This window comes from Pseudomonas sp. AP42 (assembly GCF_001728935.1).
Classification (GTDB): domain Bacteria; phylum Pseudomonadota; class Gammaproteobacteria; order Pseudomonadales; family Pseudomonadaceae; genus Aquipseudomonas; species Aquipseudomonas lactis.
Genome location: NZ_LYSO01000032.1, coordinates 36,555 through 55,760, shown reverse-complemented (window position 1 = coordinate 55,760; position 19,206 = coordinate 36,555). Strand labels below are relative to the sequence as shown.

Sequence of the window (19,206 nt, the reverse complement as noted above, 5' to 3'; positions counted from 1 at the left end):
CTTGTTCGTCCTGTGTTCGCCCCGTGCACCACAGTGCTAAAGTCCATCCCTCGATTTTGCTTTTCCCAAGGAAGCCGTTATGCCGGACGCGACGTCCCTCAGCCCTGGATTCATGGTGGTTCATGGCAACCGCCTGGACGAGCTGCGAAGCCTGGTGGTCAGTTGGATGCGCCGTTACCCACTGGCGCCTTTGGAAAACGAAATCGCCCTGGTACAAAGCAACGGCATTGCCCAGTGGCTCAAGCTGGCCTTGGCCGAAGACCCGCAAGCCGATGATATGGGCGGCTGTGGCATTGCCGCAGCCATCGACGTGCAACTGCCTGGCAGCTTTATGTGGCAGCTTTATCGCATGGTCTTGGGCCGTGATGAGATCCCGCCCAAGTCCCTGCTTGATAAAGCCCCGCTGACCTGGCGCCTCATGCGCCTGTTACCCGAGCTGATCGACCAACCGCACTTCGAGCCGCTGCAACGCTTCCTGACGCAAGACACCGACCTGCGCAAACGCTACCAACTCGCCGAGCGCCTGGCTGACTTGTTCGACCAATACCAGGTCTACCGTGCCGACTGGCTGGAAGATTGGGCCGCAGGCCGGCACCAACTGCGCAATGGTCGAGGCGATTCCAAACCGCTCAACCCAGCCAACTGCTGGCAAGCCGAGCTATGGCGCGCGCTGCTGTTGGATGTAGGTGCAGCAGGCATGGCCGAAAGCCGGGCCGGCGTTCATCAGCGCTTCATCGAGCGCATCAACAGCCTTGAACAAGCACCTCCCGGCTTGCCTCCCCGGGTGATTGTCTTCGGCATCTCATCGCTGCCGGCCCAGGCGCTGGAAGCCTTGGCGGGCTTGGCCCGTTTCAGCCAAGTCCTGCTCTGCGTGCATAACCCCTGCCGCCATCATTGGTCGGACATCGTCGCCGACAAGGACTTGCTGCGTAACGAATACAAACGCCAGGCGCGCAAAGCGGGCATGCCCGTCACGATCGACCCACAAACTTTGCACCAGCACGCCCATCCGCTGCTTGCTGCCTGGGGCAAGCAGGGCCGTGATTACATCAGTCTGTTGGACAGCTACGACGACCCCAACAGCTACCGCGCGGCATTCCGCGACGGTCGTATCGACCTGTTCAGCGACAGCGAACCCACCACGCTGCTCAACCAACTCCAGGACGATATCCTCGAACTGCGGCCGTTGAATGAAACCCGTGAACGGTGGCCCGCTGTCGACTTGCAACGCGATACTTCGATCCGTTTCCACATCGCCCACAGTGCCCAGCGCGAAGTGGAAATCCTCCACGATCAATTGCTCCATCGCTTCAGCGCCGACCCCACACTGCGTCCTCGGGACATCATCGTCATGGTCCCCGACGTCGACAGCTACGCGCCGCATATTCGCGCGGTCTTCGGCCAGCTCGAACGCCATGACCCACGCTTCATCCCCTTCACCCTCACAGACCAAGGCCAACGCGGTCGCGACCCGCTGTTGATCGCCGTCGAGCACTTGCTCAAACTTCCCGACAGCCGCTTCCCCGTCAGCGAAATCCTCGACCTGCTCGACGTCCCGGCCCTGCGCGAACGCTTCGCCATCAAAGAGCGTGACCTGCCCACCTTGCATCGCTGGATCGAAGGCGCCGGCATCCGCTGGGGCCTGAACGCCGAGCAACGCGCCGGTTTAGGCCTGCCCACGGAGCTGGAGCAAAACAGTTGGCGATTCGGCCTGCGCCGTATGCTGCTGGGCTATGCCGTCGGCACTGGCTTGGCCTGCGACGGTATCGAGCCGTATGACGAAATCGGTGGCCTCGATGCGGCCTTGATCGGCCCGCTGGTCGCCTTGCTCGATGCCTTGAACGATGCCCATCAGGCGTTATCAGAACCCGCCTCCCCACAGGCCTGGGGCGAGCGTCTACAACGCTTGATGCAGCTGTTTTTCCTGCCCAGCAGCGAGCACGATGACTACTTGCTGGGCCAGCTCGAACAACTGAGAGAGACCTGGCTGGAAACCTGCGAATCCGTTGGGCTGCAAGACGAGCTACCCCTTACGGTAGTACGTGAGGCATGGCTGGCCGGATTGGATCAGGGGCGCCTGTCCCAGCGCTTCCTGGCGGGAGCGGTCAATTTTTGTACGCTGATGCCCATGCGTGCGATCCCGTTCAAGCTGGTTTGCCTGCTGGGCATGAACGACGGCGATTACCCGCGGGCCCAGCCACCGCTGGATTTTGACCTGATGGGCAGCGACTACCGCCCCGGCGACCGTTCTCGCCGCGAAGACGACCGCTACTTACTGCTCGAAGCGCTGCTGTCGGCCCGCGACCAGCTGTATATCAGCTGGGTAGGCCGCAGCATCCGTGACAACAGTGATCGCCCGGCCTCGGTGCTGATCGGCCAACTGCGCGACCACTTGGCCAGCGGCTGGCAGCACACCAACGACGATCAGCCGCTGATCGACGCAATGACCCAGGAACACCCCCTGCAACCCTTCAGCGCCCGCTACTTCCACGAAGGCGATCCGCTGTTCAGCTATGCCCGCGAATGGCAATGGCTGCATCAGGCACCGGCGGTCATCACCCAAGAGCAAGGCTTGGCCCCTCACCAACAGGAAGAGCCCCTGAGCCTCGGCCAGTTACAGGATTTCCTGCGCAACCCGGTCAAGCACTTCTTCAGCCAGCGCCTGAAAGTATTCTTCGAAGCCGCCGAAGTGCCGCTGGCTGACGAAGAACCCTTCGTGCTGGACGCGTTGCAACGTTACAACCTCAGCGACAGCCTGTTGAACGCGGCCCTCACCCAACCCGATCAACTCGATCAGGCGCTCAACGCCCAGGCCCTGCGCCTGCAAGGCAGCGGCCTGCTGCCGATGGTCGGTTTCGGTGAATGCCTGCGTAACGAGCTGATCGAGCCGCTGCCGGACCTGGTGCAACGCTATCAAGACCTTCTGGCGCTGTGGCCCACCCCGCATACCGGCGCTGAACCGATCAGCTTTGCGTACCAGGGCATCCAGCTGGAAGGTTGGATCAGCGGCCTGCACCGACGCAGTGATGGCGGGCTGTTAAGCGTCACCACCATCCCCAACAGCATTGGCTCGATCAAGACACGCAAGTGGCACCGCCTCATCCGCCCCTGGGTCAATCACGTGGTGGCCTGCGCCTGTGGCCTGCCCTTGAGCACCGGTCTGGTAGCCAGTGACGACACCTTACTGTTGGCCCCGCTGGACAAGGCCAGCGCCGAGGAAATCCTCGGCAACCTGCTTTTGGCCTGGCGCACGGGAATGAGTACACCGCTACCTGTCGCGGTGAAAACCGCGTTCGCCTGGCTCGGCCAGACTGACCCCGCCAAGGCCCAAGCGGCTGCGAGCAAAGCCTATGAAGGCGATGGCATCACCACTGACGGCGAACGCCGCGAAACGCCAGCCCTCACGCGGCAATTTCCCGACTACGCGGCCCTGGTCGCCAGCGAAGAGTTCGAAGGCTGGTGCGAAACCCTGTATCGCCCGCTGATCAACGCCCCCTGGCGATCGCTTTCCAGCACGGAGGCCAACGCATGAGCGGCAAACCCTTGGCCCTGGCGTTCCCGCTCAAAGGCAGCCAGTTGATTGAAGCCAGTGCCGGCACCGGCAAGACCTTCACCATCTCCGCCTTGTACCTGCGCCTGGTGCTCGGCCATGGCGGCGATGAATCCGGTTTCGGCCGCGAGCTGCTGCCACCGCAAATCCTCGTGGTGACGTTCACCGACGCCGCCACCAAGGAGCTGCGAGAACGCATTCGCATCCGCCTGGCCGAAGCCGCGCGCTTCTTCCGTGACGAAATCGAACAGCCCGATGCGCTGATTGCCGACCTGCGCGAGCACTATGATCCGCAGCAATGGCCGGCCTGTGCCAATCGCCTGGACATCGCCGCGCAATGGATGGATGAAGCGGCGGTTTCGACGATCCACAGTTGGTGCCAGCGCATGCTGCGCGAACACGCGTTCGACAGCGGCAGCCTGTTTACACAAACCCTGGAAACTGACCATAGCGACCTGCTGGGCGAAGTGCTGCGCGACTACTGGCGCTTGTTCTGCTACCCAATGCATGACGATGCGCTCAACTGGGTGCGCAATAATTGGGGCGGCCCCGCGGCGCTGATGCCACGGGTGCGTGCACTGTTCGGCAGTGAGCGGCCCACCGACGAAACCCGCGAGCCAGCCGAACTGATCAGCGCCTGTTTGCAAGAACGCCGCGCCGCGCTGGTTACCCTCAAGGCCCCTTGGCAACAATGGGCCGCCGAGCTGCGGGATATCTGCCTGCAAGCCGTCGCCGCCAAAGCGGTCGACGGGCGCAAGATGCAAGCGCGTTACTTCGAACCCTGGTTCGAAAAGATCAGCGCCTGGGCCGCTGACGAAACCCTGGAACAACTGGATATCGGCACCGGCTTTACCCGCCTGACGCCCGATGGCATGGCCGAAGCCTGGAAAGGCGAGCCGCCGCAGCACCCCGGCATCCAAGCCATGGCCGGCCTCAAAGCCAGCCTCGACGCCTTGCCAACGCCCGACGCGGCGGTGCTGCAACACGCTGCCGGCTGGGTCGGAAAACGCTTCGAGGAAGAGAAACGTCGCCGCGCCGAGATGGGGTTTGACGACATGCTGATCCGCCTCAACGCCGCCCTCCAGGCAGACGGTGGCGAGCGCCTGGCCAGTGTGATCCGCGAGCAATTCCCGGTGGCCCTGATCGATGAATTCCAGGACACCGACCCGGTGCAATACAGCATCTTCGACAGCATCTACCGCATCGAGGAAAACCACCTCGACAGCGGCCTGTTCCTGATCGGCGACCCCAAGCAGGCGATCTACGCCTTTCGCGGCGCCGACATCTATACCTACCTGCGCGCCCGGCAGGCCACCACCGGCCGCCATCACACCCTGGGCACCAACTTCCGCTCCAGCCATGCGATGGTCGAGGCGGTGAACCATGTGTTCCAGCGTGCTGAAACCGGCCGTGGTGCGTTTCTGTTTCGCCAACCCGATGGCGACAACCCGGTGCCGTTCCATTCGGTACTGTCCCAAGGCCGTAGCGAGCAGTTGCAGGTCGACGGCCAGACGCTGCCGGCCATGAACCTTTGGCACCTGCCCAGCGACCAGCCGATTTCCAACGCGGTTTACCGTCAGCAACTGGCCGCCGCCTGCGCCACGCAGATCGTTGCGTTGCTCAATGGCGGCCAGCAAGGCAGCGCAGGCTTTGTGAAAGGGGGGCGCTTGAAGGGCGTGTTGCCGTCAGACATCGCCATCCTTGTGCGCGACGGCAACGAAGCCCAAGCCGTACGTGCCGAACTGGCCAGCCGTGGCGTGCGCAGTGTGTACCTGTCGGATAAAGACTCGGTGTTTGCCGCCCAGGAAGCCCATGACCTGTTGGCCTGGCTCAAGGCTTGCGCGGAACCGGACGTCGAACGGCCATTAAGGGCGGCCCTGGCCTGCGTCACCCTGAACCTGTCCCTGGCGGAGCTGGAGCGTCTGAACCAGGACGAGCTGGCGTGGGAATCGCGGGTGATGCAGTTTCGTGGCTACCGTGCCATCTGGCGTACCCAAGGCGTGTTGCCGATGCTGCGTCGCCTGCTCCACGACTTCAAGCTACCGCAAACCCTCATCGCCCGCAGTGATGGCGAGCGGGTGCTGACCAACCTGTTGCACCTCAGTGAGTTGTTGCAACAGGCCGCCTCGGAACTGGATGGCGAGCAGGCGTTGATCCGTCATTTGGCCGAGCATCTGGCGCTGTCAGGGCAGGCCGGTGAAGAGCAGATCCTGCGTCTGGAAAGCGACGAGCAACTGGTCAAAGTGGTGACCATCCACAAATCCAAGGGCCTGGAATACGACTTGGTGTTCTTGCCGTTCATCTGTTCGGCCAAGCCCGTGGATGGCAGTCGCTTGCCGCTGCATTATCACGATGAACAGGGCAAGTCCCAGGTAAGCCTACGACCCACGGCCGAGCTGATCGCCCAAGCCGATGACGAGCGCCTGGCTGAAGACCTGCGTTTGTTCTACGTGGCCTTGACCCGCGCCAAACATGCCTGCTGGCTGGGCATCGCCGACCTCAAGCGCGGCAATAACAGCAGCTCGGTCTTGCACCTCTCAGCGCTGGGCTATCTGCTGGGAGCCGGCGCGTCGTTGGGCGAATCAGCGGGTCTGGCGCGCTGGTTGTTGGACTTGCAGCAAGGCTGCGCGGCCATCCGTTATGACCTTGTGCCGGACGCCCAAGACGTCTTGTTCCATCCGCCGCGCAACCAAGCGACCTTGCTTGCGCCGTTGCTGCCTGTACGCAAGGCCGCAGAAAACTGGTGGATTGCCTCCTACAGCGCCTTGCGCATCGGCGACAGCATGAGCGCCGCCAACCTCGAAGCGCCCGAAAGCCCACAGGCCCAGAAGCTGTTCGATGACGAACGCCTCGACCCCGATGCCCCTCGGGAAACGGTCGCGTCCGGCGGGGATATTCACCGTTTCCCACGCGGTCCCAACCCAGGCACCTTCCTTCACGGCTTGTTGGAGTGGGCCGGTGAAGAAGGTTTCAACGTGACTCCAGAGGCGATCGAAAAAGCCGTGGGCGCACGCTGTAACCGCCGCAACTGGGAAGGCTGGATCGTCACCCTCAGCGGCTGGCTGGAGCACCTGCTGCAAACGCCGCTGCCGCTGCACAACGAGCGCTTCACCCTCAACGGCCTGCAGCAGTACCAGATCGAGATGGAATTCTGGTTCGCCAGTCACACCGTCGACGTGCTCGCCCTCGACAAACTGGTGTGCCAGCACACCCATGGCGGCGTGTCCCGCGTGGCCGCCGAGCCCGTCCTGCTCAACGGTATGTTCAAAGGCTTTATCGACCTGACGTTCGAGCACGATGGCCGTTACTACGTGGCCGACTACAAATCCAATTGGCTTGGCCCTGACGACTCGGCCTACACCCAGGACGCCATGGAACACTCGATTCTCGAGCATCGGTACGACCTGCAATACGTACTTTACCTGCTGGCCTTGCACCGCCAGCTCAAGGCGCGCCTGCCCCATTACGATTATGACCAGCACGTCGGCGGTGCCCTGTACCTGTTCTTGCGCGGTAGCCAGTCGGTGAGCCAGGGCGCGTATTTCACTCGACCGCCCCGTGAGTTGATCGAAAGCCTGGACCTGTTGTTCCAGGGCAAGCCCATCCCGCCCAAGGTTGAGCCTGCCTGGGAACAAGGAGTGCTGTTATGAGCCTGTCGCCGTTACCGCTGGAGGCGCTTTTGCCGCTTGATCGCGCCGCCGACCTGCTGCAGTTGCTTGCGCGTTGGGTCGAGCGGGGATGGCTGCGGGCCTTGGACAAAGCCTTCGTCGGCTTCCTGTACGAGTTGGACCCAAACGCCGATCCGCTGGTGCTGCTGGCGGCGGCTTTGACCAGCCATCAACTGGGGCATGGCCACGTCTGCCTGGATGTGTTCGAAACCCTCAAGGCGCCGGATTTCGCCCTGTCATTGCCGCCCGAAGGCGACCTGCACACCGGCGCCATGCTGCTGCCCTCGCAGTTGCTGCACGGCCTGGATGGCGGCCATTGGTGCCATGCTCTGGCTTCAAGCCCGTTGGTCGCGCTGGCCGTCGATGGCAGCGAGGAAGCCCGCAGCCGCCCGTTGGTGTTGTCCGGCAAGCGCCTGTACCTGCGCCGTTACTGGACCTACGAGCGGCGTATCGACCACGCCCTGCGCCTGCGCCTGGCCAGCGTGGAAGACGCCGCGGCCGATCTGCCGCAACGGCTCAATCGCCTGTTCGACCAGCCTGCGCCCGATGGGGTGATTGACTGGCAAAAGCTCGCCTGCGCCCTGGCGACCCGCGGCGCCTTCAGCATCGTCACTGGCGGCCCCGGTACCGGCAAGACCACGACCGTGGTGCGCCTGCTCGCGCTGTTGCAGGCGCCCGCCGTGGAGTCCGGCAGCCCGTTGCGCATCCGCCTGGCCGCGCCCACCGGTAAAGCCGCTGCCCGCCTGACCGAATCCATCAGCCAGCAAGTGCTGTCACTGACAGTGCCCGACAACGTGCGGGAAAAAATCCCGACCCAAGTCACCACGGTCCACCGCTTGTTGGGCAGTCGTCCCGGCACTCGGCATTTTCGTCATCACTTGGGCAACCCGTTGCCCTTGGATGTGCTGGTGGTGGACGAAGCCTCAATGATCGACCTGGAAATGATGGCCAACCTGCTCGACGCTCTGCCGCCTCACGCACGCCTGGTATTGCTGGGCGACAAGGACCAACTGGCCTCGGTAGAAGCGGGGGCCGTACTTGGCGATTTGTGCCGCGATGCCGAAGCCGGCTGGTACAGCCCGCAGACTCGCCACTGGCTGCAAGCCGTCAGCGGTGAAGACCTCAGCACCAGCGGCCTGCAAGAAGACCTCGATGGCAGCCATCCCCTGGCCCAGCAAGTAGTGATGCTGCGCTATTCGCGCCGCTTCGGTGAGGGCAGCGGTATCGGCCAACTGGCGCGTTGGGTCAACCAGCAAAATGCCGAAGAGGCCCGCCAGCTGCTAGCCGCAGGCCGTCACGACGACCTGTTCTGTGTCAGCCTCAAGGGCGAACATGACCACGCCCTTGAGCGCCTGGTCCTGGACGGGCAGGGCGATGGCGCCCAGGGTTACCGCTACTACCTGAACCTGCTGCAATCGGCGCGTCCCTCTGCCGACACACCGCGTGACGATCCAGCCTGGACCGCTTGGGCGCAACAATTGCTGCACGCCTTCGACGCGTTTCAGCTGCTGTGCGCCGTGCGAAAAGGCCCCTGGGGCGTTGAAGGGCTCAACCTGCGCATCACTGCCGCATTGCGCAAAGTACGCCTGATCGAAGGTGACGAGCAGTGGTACGAAGGCCGCCCCGTGCTGATGACCCGCAACGACTACGGCCTGGGCCTGATGAACGGCGACATCGGCATCGCGCTGAAATTGCCCGAAAGCGATGGCGGCCCCCACGTGCTGCGGGTGGCTTTTCCACGTAACGATGGCCAGGGCGGCGTGCGCTTTGTATTGCCCAGCCGCTTGAATGATGTGGAAACCGTGTACGCCATGACCGTGCACAAATCCCAGGGCTCGGAGTTCACTCACACCGCGCTGATCCTGCCGGATGCCCTCAATCCGGTGCTGACCAAAGAGCTGATCTATACCGGTATCACCCGCGCCAAGCGCTGGTTCAGCCTGATCGAGCCGCGCGGCGGCGTGTTTGAGGAAGCGGTGCGGCGCAAGGTCAAGCGTCTGAGCGGGTTGATGTTGGAGTTGGACCTTCCGTCTGAAAAAAATGACTGATAGGTCAGGCGATATTTCTCATTCAGACGTCTGATTTTTCTGAAAAAATAGCGAACCCCTCGAATGCTGTGCTTCGTGGGGATGTCCGCCGCTGTGCTATCGTTGCGGCATCACCCTGAAAACCCTTGAGAGTATCGCTGCATGAACGTGGCTGTCTCGCCCAAAGCGCGCAGTTTGAGTTGGAGACGCCTGTTACTGGTGACGGTGCTGTGCCTGCTTGCGCCGCGCGTATTTGCGCAGACGCCCAGCCTGGCCGAGCACCGTGCCCAGGCGGTGACCCAAGTGGTGCTCGGTATCCTCAGTTACGCCCGTTGGCCGGTTGAGCCTGCGCAATTGCGGCTGTGCATTGTCGGGCCGACTCAGTACACCGATGACCTGGTCAAAGGCACCACCCAGGCCACCGGACGTCCGGTGCTGGTGCGGCGCTTGCTGGTCGATCATCCGGATATCGTCAATGCCTGTGATGCCGTCTACATTGGCAAAATCACCTCCGATGAACGCAACCGCCTGTTTACCTCATTGATCGGCCATCCCGTACTCAGCATCAGCGAAGGGGGCGACCAGTGCACGGTGGGCAGCCTGTTCTGCCTGCGCGTCAGCGATGAGCAGGTGTCGTTCGAGGTCAACCTGGATTCCGTCGCTCGTAGCGGCGTGCGCATCCATCCCAGTGTGTTGCAGTTGTCCCGTCGTCGAGCGCCTGGCTCATGAGTCGCGATAAAGTGCGGCCGACCCTGCGCTCGGTAATTGCCCGCGGGCATATGATCCTGGCGCTGGTAGCAGTGACCCTGGCCAGTGTGTCCCTGACCCTGCTGGGCGTACTTGCCCTGCGGGTTTACGCCGAGCACAACCTGCACCTGATCGCCCGCTCGATCAACTACACCGTGGAAGCAGCCGTGGTGTTCAACGACAGTGCGGCGGCCACCGAAGCCCTGAGCCTGATTGCCTCGACCGAAGAAGTGGCCCAGGCAGAAGTATTCGATATCAACGGCAAGCTGCTGGCGCGCTGGGTTCGCCCGGAAACCGGCATGTTGTCACGGGTCGAGCTGCAAATAGCGCACGCCCTGCTCGAACAGCCCATCAGCCAGCCGATCCTGCGCCAAGGGCAAACCGTCGGCAGCATCCATCTGGTCGGCCACGGTGGCAGCCTGTTGCGCTTCTTGCTCAGTGGCTTGATCGGGATTCTGATCTGCACCGCCCTCAGCGCCTGGGTGGCGTTGCATCTGTCACGGCGTCTGTTAAATGGTATCACCGTGCCATTACAACGCTTGGCTGCCGTCGCCCACGCCGCCCGCAGCGAGCGAGACTTCGACCGCCGCGTACCCTCGGCGCAGATCGCCGAACTCGACAGCCTAGGCAGCGACTTCAACGCCCTGCTCGGCGAGATGGAGGCCTGGCAGAGCCACTTGCAAAGCGAAAACGAAACCCTGGCCCACCAGGCCAGCCACGACAGCCTCACCGGCCTGCCCAACCGCGCGTTCTTCGAAGGCCGGCTGATCCGTGCCTTGCGCAGCGCGGCCAAGGTCAACGAGCGGGTGGCGGTGCTGTTCCTCGACAGCGACCGTTTCAAAGACATCAACGACCGCTTTGGCCATGCCGCCGGCGACGCCGTGCTGGTGGCCGTTGCCGAGCGCGTGCGGGCGCAACTGCGCGAGGACGACCTGGTGGCGCGCCTGGGCGGCGATGAATTTGCGGTATTGCTGGCGCCCCTGCACAAGGCCGAAGACGCCCAGCGCATCGCCGACAAAATCATTGCCAGCATGGACATGCCGATTCCACTGCCTGGAGACACCCAGGTGTTGACCTCCCTCAGTATCGGCATTGCGATTTATCCCGAGCATGGCGCCACACCCGGCACCTTGCTCAACGCCGCCGACGCGGCGATGTACCAGGCCAAACGACTGTCCTCGGGCGGCCAGCAAACGGCGGAGTCGGAGCACTCCGTCGCCAACGTTCAACACAGGAGTTGATTCCCTTGTTCGCTAACACACGCGTTTTATTTATTTCTTTGCTCGTGGTCTTCCTGGCCCTCAGCGGCTGCCAGACGCCACCCAAAGGCCTGACCCCGGCGCAAGTCGCCGTGCTCAAGCAACAAGGTTTCGAGCTGACCGATGAAGGCTGGGCCTTCGGCCTGTCCGGCAAAGTGCTGTTTGGCAGCGACGTCGAAACCCTCAACAAACCCAGCACCGACATCGTCGAACGCATCGGTAGCGCCCTGGTTGGCGCCGGCATCGAGCGCGTGCGTGTTGACGGCCATACCGACGCCTCGGGCAAAGAACCCTACAACGTGGCCCTGTCCCTGCGCCGCGCTAAAAGCGTGGGCAAGGTGCTGACCCGCGTGGGCATGAAAGAAGAAAACATCCAACTGCGCGGCCTGGGCAGCAGCGAGCCGGTGGCGCCGAACACGACCCCAGCAGGCCGCACCGAGAACCGCCGGGTCTCCATCGTTGTGATCGCAGACTAAGCGGGTTCACCTTTCCCCAAGTTGAAACCCATTCAAAATGTGGGAGCGGGCTTGCTCGCGAAAGCGGTGTAACAGTAACGGCAAGGCTGACTGACCCACCGCATTCGCGAGCAAGCCCGCTCCCACATTTGTTTTGCGGTGACCTTAGTCCGCAAACCGCATCTCCCGCGTCTTCCCCATCAACAACCCCTGGTTCTGCTCCGTCACCCCCCTGATGTAATCCCACAACAGAGTAATCCGCTTCAACTTCCTCAAATCCTCCCGGCAGTACATCCAGAACTGCCGCGTAATCGCAATCTGCTCCCCCAACACCGGTAATAAGCGCGGGTCCTGCGCGGCCAGGAAGCACGGCAATATCGCCATCGACCGGCCTTGCTGGGCCGCCACGTACTGCGCGATCACGCTGGTACTGCGCAAACTCGCGCTGGCGCCGGGCACCACATTGGCCAAGTACAGCAACTCCGAGCTGAAGGCCAAATCATCCACATAGCTGATAAACGGATGCTCGGCCAAATCCGCAGGTTTGCCGATCGGCGGGTGTTGGTCGAGGTAGTCCTGGGTGGCGTAGAGCTGCAGCTTGTAGTCGCACAGTTTGCAGCACACATACGGCCCGTGTTCCGGGCGTTCCAGGGCGATGACGATGTCGGCTTCGCGCTTGGACAGGCTGATGAAGTGGGGCAGGGGCAGGATGTCCACCGAGATCGCGGGATAAGTGTCGACGAAATGGCTCAGTTGCGGGGTGACGAAAAAGCTGCCGAAACCTTCGGTGCAACCCATTCGCACGTGGCCCGACAGCGCCACGCCGGAGCCGGACACCTGTTCGCAGGCCATGTGCAGCGTGCTTTCAATGGATTCGGCGTAACCCAGCAACCGCTGGCCTTCGCTGGTGAGCACGAAGCCGTTGGTCCGGGATTTTTCGAACAGCAGCGTGCCGAGGGACACTTCCAGAGAGCTGATGCGCCGCGACACGGTGGTGTAGTCCACCGCCAGGCGCTTGGCGGCGACGCTGGCCTTGCGGGTGCGGGCCACTTCGAGGAAAAACTTCAGGTCATCCCAGTTCAGGGCGCCGAGGGAGGTGATGTTTTTTTGCATATTGGACCGGCTTTTATGTGCGTTCTTATTAGAGATTTGCACATCTATACTCCAAAAACAGTCCGAACGCCTCATTCTTCAAGGCGATTCACGCGCCTTGTCTCTGTATAAATATAAGAGTTGGAGACCACATGAACGCATCTGCCGATATTTCCGTGCAACCGGTCAAGTTGCTGATCAACGGCGAGTGGGTCGAGTCCAAGACCACCGAGTGGCAAGACATCGTCAACCCCGCCACCCAGCAAGTGCTGGCCAAAGTCCCGTTTGCCACCGCCGATGAAGTCAACGCCGCCATCGACGCTGCCCATCAAGCGTTCCAGACCTGGAAACTCACGCCGATCGGCGCGCGCATGCGCATCATGCTCAAGCTGCAAGCCTTGATCCGCGAACATTCCAAGCGTATCGCCGTGGTCCTTAGCGCCGAGCAGGGTAAGACCATTGCCGATGCCGAGGGCGATATTTTCCGTGGCCTGGAAGTGGTGGAGCACGCCTGTTCCATCGGCACCCTGCAAATGGGTGAGTTCGCCGAGAACGTGGCCGGCGGCGTGGATACCTACACCCTGCGCCAGCCTATCGGCGTGTGCGCCGGCATTACCCCGTTCAACTTCCCGGCGATGATTCCGCTGTGGATGTTCCCGATGGCGATTGCCTGCGGTAACACCTTCGTCCTCAAACCTTCCGAGCAAGACCCGCTGTCGACCCTGCTGCTGGTGGAGCTGGCGTTGGAAGCCGGTGTACCGGCCGGCGTGCTCAACGTGGTGCATGGCGGCAAGGACGTGGTGGATGCGCTGTGCACTCACAAAGACATCAAGGCGGTGTCCTTCGTCGGTTCGACGGCTGTGGGCACCCATGTCTACGACCTGGCTGGCAAACACGGCAAGCGTGTGCAGTCGATGATGGGCGCCAAGAACCACGCGGTGGTGCTGCCGGATGCTAACCGAGAACACACCCTCAACGCCCTGGTCGGTGCCGGTTTCGGCGCGGCTGGCCAGCGTTGCATGGCCACCTCGGTGGTGGTGCTGGTGGGCGCGGCCAAGCAGTGGCTGCCAGACCTCAAGGCCCTGGCACAAAAGCTCAAGGTCAACGCCGGCAGCGAAGCGGGCACGGATGTCGGCCCGGTGATCTCCAAGCGCGCCAAGGCACGTATCCTGGAACTGATCGAAAGCGGCGTGAAACAAGGCGCCAAGCTGGAGCTGGACGGCCGCGACATCAAGGTGCCGGGCTTTGAGCAAGGCAACTTTGTCGGCCCCACCCTGTTCTCAGGCGTGACCACCGACATGCGCATCTACACCGAAGAGATCTTCGGCCCGGTACTGGTGGTGCTGGAAGTCGATACCCTCGATGAAGCCATCGCCCTGGTCAACGCCAACCCGTTCGGTAACGGCACGGGCCTGTTCACCCAGAGCGGTGCGGCGGCGCGTAAATTCCAGAGCGAGATCGATGTGGGCCAGGTCGGCATCAACATCCCGATTCCGGTGCCAGTGCCGTTCTTCAGCTTCACTGGTTCGCGCGGTTCCAAGCTCGGCGACCTCGGCCCGTACGGCAAGCAAGTGGTGCAGTTCTACACCCAGACCAAAACCGTCACCAGCCGCTGGTTCGACGACAACACGGTCAACGATGGCGTCAACACCACCATCAACCTGCGCTGAACCTGGGAGACGACCATGAAGATTGCATTTATCGGCCTGGGCAACATGGGCGCGCCCATGGCCCGCAACCTGATCAAGGCTGGCCACGCGCTGAACCTGTTCGACCTGAACCAGGCCGTACTCAAGGAGCTCGCCGAACTGGGCGGCACTATCAGCAGCTCACCGCGTGACGCCGCCCAAGGCGCCGAATTGGTGATTACCATGCTGCCGGCCGCCGCCCATGTACGCAGCGTGTGGCTCAATGAAGACGGCGTGCTCGCCGGCATCGGCAAAGGCGTGCCGGCGGTGGACTGCAGCACCATCGACCCGCAAACCATCCGTGATGTAGCGGCTGCGGCAGCCAAACAAGGCGTGGCAGTGGCCGATGCGCCGGTGTCCGGTGGCACCGGCGGTGCCCAGGCCGGGACGCTGACCTTCATGGTCGGCGCCAACCCTGAATTGTTCGCCACCCTGCAACCGGTGCTGGCGCAGATGGGCCGCAACATCGTGCACTGCGGTGATGTCGGCACTGGGCAAATCGCCAAGATCTGCAACAACCTGCTGCTGGGTATCAGCATGGTCGGCGTCAGTGAGGCCATGGCCCTGGGCGATGCCTTGGGCATCGACACTCAAGTGTTGGCGGGCATTATCAACAGCTCCACCGGGCGTTGCTGGAGCTCCGACACCTACAATCCTTGGCCAGGCGTGATTGAGACCGCGCCATCATCGCGTGGCTATACCGGTGGTTTTGGTGCCGACCTGATGCTCAAGGACCTGGGCCTGGCGACGGAAGCCGCACGCCAGGCACACCAGCCGGTGATCCTCGGTGCGGTGGCCCAGCAGTTGTACCAATCCATGAGCCAGCGTGGGGAAGGGGGCAAGGACTTCTCGGCGATCATCAACAGCTATCGCAAGCCCAAATAAATACCTGTGGCGAGGGAGCAAGCTCCCTCGCCACAGGTTTTGCTGGGTCAGGCAAACACAAAATACTTACGCACCGTCTCGACCACTTCCCACGTTCCTTTCATCCCCGGTTCGACCACAAAGATATCCCCAGCCCGCAGGTGGATCGGCTCCATGCCTTCAGGCGTGATCACGCAGTAGCCTTCCTGGAAATGGCAGTATTCCCACTTCACGTATTCCACGTACCACTTGCCCGGTGTGCAGATCCAGGTGCCCATGATTTTGCTGCCGTCTTCGCTGGTGTAGGCGTTGAGGTTGACAGTGTGCGGGTCGCCTTCGAGCTTTTCCCATTTGCAGGCATCCAGGACCGGCAGTGGGTGGGTGTCGCGCAGTACGGTGATGGGCTTGGACATGATGACTCCGAGGCAAGGTAAGAAGATTCGAACCCTATAGCGTCGCAGCCAAGGCGGGTGGTCTGGACTCGACATCGGTATGCCCAGAAGCGCAGCAGAATGCGATCTCCGGGGCAGAGTGCAAATCCCTGTGGGAGCGGACTTGCTCGCGAAAGCGGTGTGACAGTCAAACAAATTATTGACTGACACACCGCCTTCGCGAGCAAGCCCGCTCCCACAGGTGGGCATCAAATGAATTTTTTAAGCGTGAATAAATCAATTCCTCGCAGTAACTGCGAAAGATTTCCCGTGTCGCGCCAGAATTCGCAAGAAAATTCAGAGCTGGCCCTCGTATCATTCACCTCAGTACCCCGTGAGAGCCTTGCAATGAACCCAATAAAAACGTGGTGGGATATCAGCCCGCCCTTGAGCACGGCCACCCCGACCTGGCCGGGTGATACGCCGTTTCAGGAAGAGCGCGTGTGGCAGTTCGGCCCGGAGTGCCCGGTGAATGTGGGGCGCGTGACGCTGTCGCCGCACACCGGCGCCCATGTGGATGCGCCGCTGCATTACAGCGCAGACGGTGCGCCGATTGGCGAGGTGTCGCTGGACGTGTACATGGGCCCTTGCCGCGTGTTGCATTGCCTGGGCAGCGGCGCGTTGGTCGAGCCCCATCAGTTGCAAGGGCGTGTGGATAACGTGCCCGAGCGCGTGCTGCTGCGCACTTATCCACAAGTGCCGCTCACCGAATGGGATTCGAATTTCACCGCCATCGCGCCCCAAACCATTGAGCTGCTGGCCAGCCTGGGGGTGCGCCTGATCGGTATCGATACGCCGTCTCTGGACCCGCAACAGTCCAAGACCATGGATTCCCACAACGCCGTGGCGCGCCATGGTATGGCGATCCTCGAAGGCATCGTGCTCGATGACGTACCGGAGGGCGACTATGAATTGATCGCGCTGCCGCTGCGCTTCGCCAACCTGGACGCGAGCCCTGTGCGCGCCATTCTCCGCCCGCTCAAGGAGCCCACGCGATGAGCCAATGTCCTTTCTCACCAGACTATAAGCCTGCCGATAACCAACCCCCGGAAGAATGGCATAACGCCGAATTGAATTTCTCCGAGTCCATGAGCTATGGCGACTATCTGGACCTGGGCAAAGTCCTCAGTGCCCAGCACCCGCTGTCGCCGGACCACAACGAAATGCTCTTCATCATCCAGCACCAGACCTCGGAGCTGTGGATGAAGCTGATGCTCCACGAACTCAAGGCCGCCCGCGAACATGTGCGCCTGGGTGAGCTGCCGCCGGCTTTCAAGATGCTGGCGCGGGTGTCGCGCATCTTTGATCAACTGGTGCACGCCTGGGCGGTACTGGCCACCATGACACCCTCGGAATACAAGGCAATTCGCCCGTTCCTGGGGCAGTCGTCGGGGTTCCAGTCGTTCCAGTACCGCGAGATCGAATTCATCCTCGGCAACAAAAGCCCGGCGCTGCTGCGGCCCCATGCCCATCGCCCGGAATTGCTGCAGCAATTGCAGGTGGCGATTGCCACGCCGTCGCTGTATGACGAAGCGGTGAACCTGATGGTCAAGGCGGGGCTGGCGATTGATCCCAAGCGCGCCGAGCGCGACCCGACGGCGGCCACTGTGCATGATGACTCTGTGGAAGCAGCCTGGCGCGAGGTGTATCGCGACCCGAGCCGTTACTGGGATTTGTATCAGTTGGCCGAGAAGTTTATCGACCTGGAAGATTCGTTCCGCCAATGGCGCTTCCGGCATGTCACCACGGTGGAGCGCATCATAGGCTTCCAGCCGGGTACCGGCGGCACCGAGGGCGTGGGCTATTTGCGCAAGATGCTCGACACGGTGTTGTTCCCCGAACTCTGGCGCGTACGCTCCACGCTTTAAACAAAAAGCCCCGGATTACCGGGGCTTTCATTTGGAACGCAATCCAAAATGTGGGAGCGGGCTTGCTCGCGAATGCGGAGTGTCAGCTACACATACGTTGACTGAGCTACCGCATTCGCGAGCAAGCCCGCTCCCACAGGGTTACTGCGCCACAGCTACTTTCCCGTTTCTGATCCTAAACCGGTAGGCGATATAGATAATCCCCACCCACACCGGCATCGCATACACCGACTCGCGAATCCCCGGAATCGCCAGCATCACGCCGATGATCATCACCATGAACGCCAGGCACAGGTAATTGCTGAACGGGAACCAGAAGGTCTTGAACGACGGCGTCACGCCTTGCTCGCCCATGGCCTTGCGGAACTTGATGTGGGTCAGGCTGATCAGCGCCCAGTTGATCATCAGCGACGCAACCACCAGCGCGAACAGCAACTCCAGCGCACTGTGCGGCGCCACGTAGTTGACCACCACGCACAGCATGGTCACCAGCGCCGAAATCGCCAGCGCCCGCAGCGGCACGCCTTGTTTGTTGAGCTTCATCAGCGCCTTGGGCGCATCACCTTGTTCGGCCAGGCCGAACAGCATGCGGCTGTTGCAATACACGCCGCTGTTGTACACCGACAACGCCGCGGTCAGCACCACGAAGTTGAGGATGTGGGCGGCGGTGTCGTTGCCGATCAGCGAGAAGATCTGCACAAACGGGCTGCCGCTGTAGGCATCGCCTGACGCGCCGAGGGTTTGCAGCAGTTGATCCCACGGGTACAGCGACAACAGTACGGTGAGTGCGCCGACGTAGAAGATCAGGATGCGGTACACCACCTGGTTGATCGCTTTGGGGATCACCTTGCGTGGCTCGCTGGCCTCGGCGGCAGTGATGCCGACCAGCTCCAGGCCACCGAACGAGAACATGATGAAGGCCATCGACATCAACAGCCCCATGCCGCCATTGGGGAAGAACCCACCGTGGCTCCACAGGTTGCTGACCGAGGCTTGCGGGCCGCCGGTGCCGCTGAACAGCAGGTAGCAGCCGAGCACGATCATGCCGACAATCGCCACCACCTTGATGATCGCAAACCAGAATTCGGCTTCCCCGAAGAACTTCACGTTCAGGGTGTTGATCAGATTCACCGCGACAAAGAACACCAGTGCGCTGACCCAGGTTGGAATTTCCGGCCACCAGAACTGGATGTACTTGCCCACCGCCGTCAACTCGGCCATGCCCACCAGCACGTAGAGCACCCAATAGTTCCAGCCCGCCAGGAAGCCTGCGTAACCACCCCAGTATTTGTGTGCGAAGTGGCTGAAGGACCCGGCCACCGGCTCTTCGACGATCATCTCGCCGAGCTGGCGCATGATCAGGAACGCGATAAACCCGGCCACCGCATACCCCAGGATCATCGACGGCCCCGCCGACTTGAGTACCCCGGCCGAGCCGAGGAACAAGCCTGTACCAATCGCCCCTCCCAAGGCGATCAGCTGAATGTGCCGGTTCTTCAGGCCTCGCTTGAGGCCCACCGGGTTAACCATGTCATCCGCCATTAACATTCCCTTCTA

At 62.0% G+C, this 19,206-nt stretch carries 13 protein-coding genes; 10 read left to right on the top strand and 3 right to left on the bottom strand.

Going from position 1 to position 19,206, the window contains the following annotated elements; translation table 11 throughout:
- The first annotated feature begins 79 nt into the window (after positions 1–79).
- The 6 genes from recC to A7K61_RS14150 all read left to right on the top strand — a co-directional run bounded on the left by recC (position 80) and on the right by A7K61_RS14150 (position 11,727).
- Positions 80–3,532, top strand: a complete 3,453-nt coding sequence (recC, locus tag A7K61_RS14175; protein WP_069557804.1) for an exodeoxyribonuclease V subunit gamma — start codon at positions 80–82, stop codon at positions 3,530–3,532.
- Positions 3,529–7,200 carry an exodeoxyribonuclease V subunit beta gene (recB, locus tag A7K61_RS14170; RefSeq protein ID WP_069557803.1) on the top strand — a complete coding sequence of 1,224 codons (3,672 nt, stop codon included), beginning with the start codon at positions 3,529–3,531 and terminating at the stop codon, positions 7,198–7,200. The genes recC and recB overlap by 4 nt, the downstream gene beginning before the upstream one ends.
- Positions 7,197–9,266, top strand: a complete 2,070-nt coding sequence (gene recD, locus A7K61_RS14165) for an exodeoxyribonuclease V subunit alpha (protein ID WP_069557802.1) — start codon at positions 7,197–7,199, stop codon at positions 9,264–9,266. Before recB ends, recD begins: the two co-directional genes overlap by 4 nt.
- A gap of 141 nt (positions 9,267–9,407) precedes the next feature.
- On the top strand, positions 9,408–9,974 hold the full coding sequence (locus tag A7K61_RS14160; protein ID WP_044268525.1) for a YfiR family protein: 567 nt from the start codon (positions 9,408–9,410) through the stop codon (positions 9,972–9,974).
- Positions 9,971–11,233 (top strand): diguanylate cyclase domain-containing protein, encoded by a 1,263-nt coding sequence (locus A7K61_RS14155; protein ID WP_044268522.1) that lies wholly within the window; start codon positions 9,971–9,973, stop codon positions 11,231–11,233. The genes A7K61_RS14160 and A7K61_RS14155 overlap by 4 nt, the downstream gene beginning before the upstream one ends.
- A gap of 5 nt (positions 11,234–11,238) precedes the next feature.
- The gene (locus A7K61_RS14150; RefSeq protein WP_069557801.1) at positions 11,239–11,727 is read left to right on the top strand and encodes an OmpA family protein; all 489 of its coding nucleotides are present in this window, start codon (positions 11,239–11,241) and stop codon (positions 11,725–11,727) included.
- Positions 11,728–11,871: 144 nt separating this feature from the next.
- Here A7K61_RS14150 and A7K61_RS14145 read toward each other — a convergent pair whose 3' ends face one another.
- Positions 11,872–12,819 carry a LysR family transcriptional regulator gene (locus tag A7K61_RS14145; protein ID WP_044268516.1) on the bottom strand — a complete coding sequence of 316 codons (948 nt, stop codon included), beginning with the start codon at positions 12,817–12,819 and terminating at the stop codon, positions 11,872–11,874.
- 131 nt (positions 12,820–12,950) lie between these two features.
- Here A7K61_RS14145 and A7K61_RS14140 point away from each other — a divergent pair, with 131 nt between their 5' ends.
- On the top strand, positions 12,951–14,468 hold the full coding sequence (locus A7K61_RS14140) for a CoA-acylating methylmalonate-semialdehyde dehydrogenase (protein WP_047711780.1): 1,518 nt from the start codon (positions 12,951–12,953) through the stop codon (positions 14,466–14,468).
- Between the two features lie 15 nt (positions 14,469–14,483).
- Positions 14,484–15,371 (top strand): 3-hydroxyisobutyrate dehydrogenase, encoded by an 888-nt coding sequence (mmsB, locus tag A7K61_RS14135; RefSeq protein ID WP_056845950.1) that lies wholly within the window; start codon positions 14,484–14,486, stop codon positions 15,369–15,371.
- A gap of 47 nt (positions 15,372–15,418) precedes the next feature.
- Here the strand turns inward: mmsB and A7K61_RS14130 are convergent, their stop codons facing one another.
- On the bottom strand, positions 15,419–15,763 hold the full coding sequence (locus A7K61_RS14130; RefSeq protein ID WP_003230905.1) for a cupin domain-containing protein: 345 nt from the start codon (positions 15,761–15,763) through the stop codon (positions 15,419–15,421).
- A gap of 366 nt (positions 15,764–16,129) precedes the next feature.
- Between A7K61_RS14130 and kynB the strand changes: the two genes are divergently transcribed.
- Both kynB and kynA read left to right on the top strand, forming a co-directional pair.
- On the top strand, positions 16,130–16,780 hold the full coding sequence (gene kynB, locus A7K61_RS14125; RefSeq protein WP_069557800.1) for an arylformamidase: 651 nt from the start codon (positions 16,130–16,132) through the stop codon (positions 16,778–16,780).
- On the top strand, positions 16,777–17,649 hold the full coding sequence (gene kynA / locus A7K61_RS14120; RefSeq protein WP_044274392.1) for a tryptophan 2,3-dioxygenase: 873 nt from the start codon (positions 16,777–16,779) through the stop codon (positions 17,647–17,649). The genes kynB and kynA overlap by 4 nt, the downstream gene beginning before the upstream one ends.
- Positions 17,650–17,790: 141 nt before the next feature.
- Here kynA and A7K61_RS14115 read toward each other — a convergent pair whose 3' ends face one another.
- Positions 17,791–19,191 carry an amino acid permease gene (locus tag A7K61_RS14115; RefSeq protein WP_044274391.1) on the bottom strand — a complete coding sequence of 467 codons (1,401 nt, stop codon included), beginning with the start codon at positions 19,189–19,191 and terminating at the stop codon, positions 17,791–17,793.
- Positions 19,192–19,206: the final 15 nt, after the last annotated feature.

Excerpts from the sequence above, each read along its gene's own strand:
- recC (WP_069557804.1), top strand. The coding sequence starts at position 80 with ATGCCGGACGCGACGTCCCTCAGCCCTGGATTCATGGTGGTTCATGGC.
- recB (WP_069557803.1), top strand. The coding sequence starts at position 3,529 with ATGAGCGGCAAACCCTTGGCCCTGGCGTTCCCGCTCAAAGGCAGCCAG.
- recD (WP_069557802.1), top strand. The coding sequence starts at position 7,197 with ATGAGCCTGTCGCCGTTACCGCTGGAGGCGCTTTTGCCGCTTGATCGC.
- A7K61_RS14160 (WP_044268525.1), top strand. The coding sequence starts at position 9,408 with ATGAACGTGGCTGTCTCGCCCAAAGCGCGCAGTTTGAGTTGGAGACGC.
- A7K61_RS14155 (WP_044268522.1), top strand. The coding sequence starts at position 9,971 with ATGAGTCGCGATAAAGTGCGGCCGACCCTGCGCTCGGTAATTGCCCGC.
- A7K61_RS14145 (WP_044268516.1), bottom strand. The coding sequence starts at position 12,819 with ATGCAAAAAAACATCACCTCCCTCGGCGCCCTGAACTGGGATGACCTG.
- A7K61_RS14140 (WP_047711780.1), top strand. The coding sequence starts at position 12,951 with ATGAACGCATCTGCCGATATTTCCGTGCAACCGGTCAAGTTGCTGATC.
- mmsB (WP_056845950.1), top strand. The coding sequence starts at position 14,484 with ATGAAGATTGCATTTATCGGCCTGGGCAACATGGGCGCGCCCATGGCC.
- A7K61_RS14130 (WP_003230905.1), bottom strand. The coding sequence starts at position 15,763 with ATGTCCAAGCCCATCACCGTACTGCGCGACACCCACCCACTGCCGGTC.
- kynB (WP_069557800.1), top strand. The coding sequence starts at position 16,130 with ATGAACCCAATAAAAACGTGGTGGGATATCAGCCCGCCCTTGAGCACG.
- kynA (WP_044274392.1), top strand. The coding sequence starts at position 16,777 with ATGAGCCAATGTCCTTTCTCACCAGACTATAAGCCTGCCGATAACCAA.
- A7K61_RS14115 (WP_044274391.1), bottom strand. The coding sequence starts at position 19,191 with ATGGCGGATGACATGGTTAACCCGGTGGGCCTCAAGCGAGGCCTGAAG.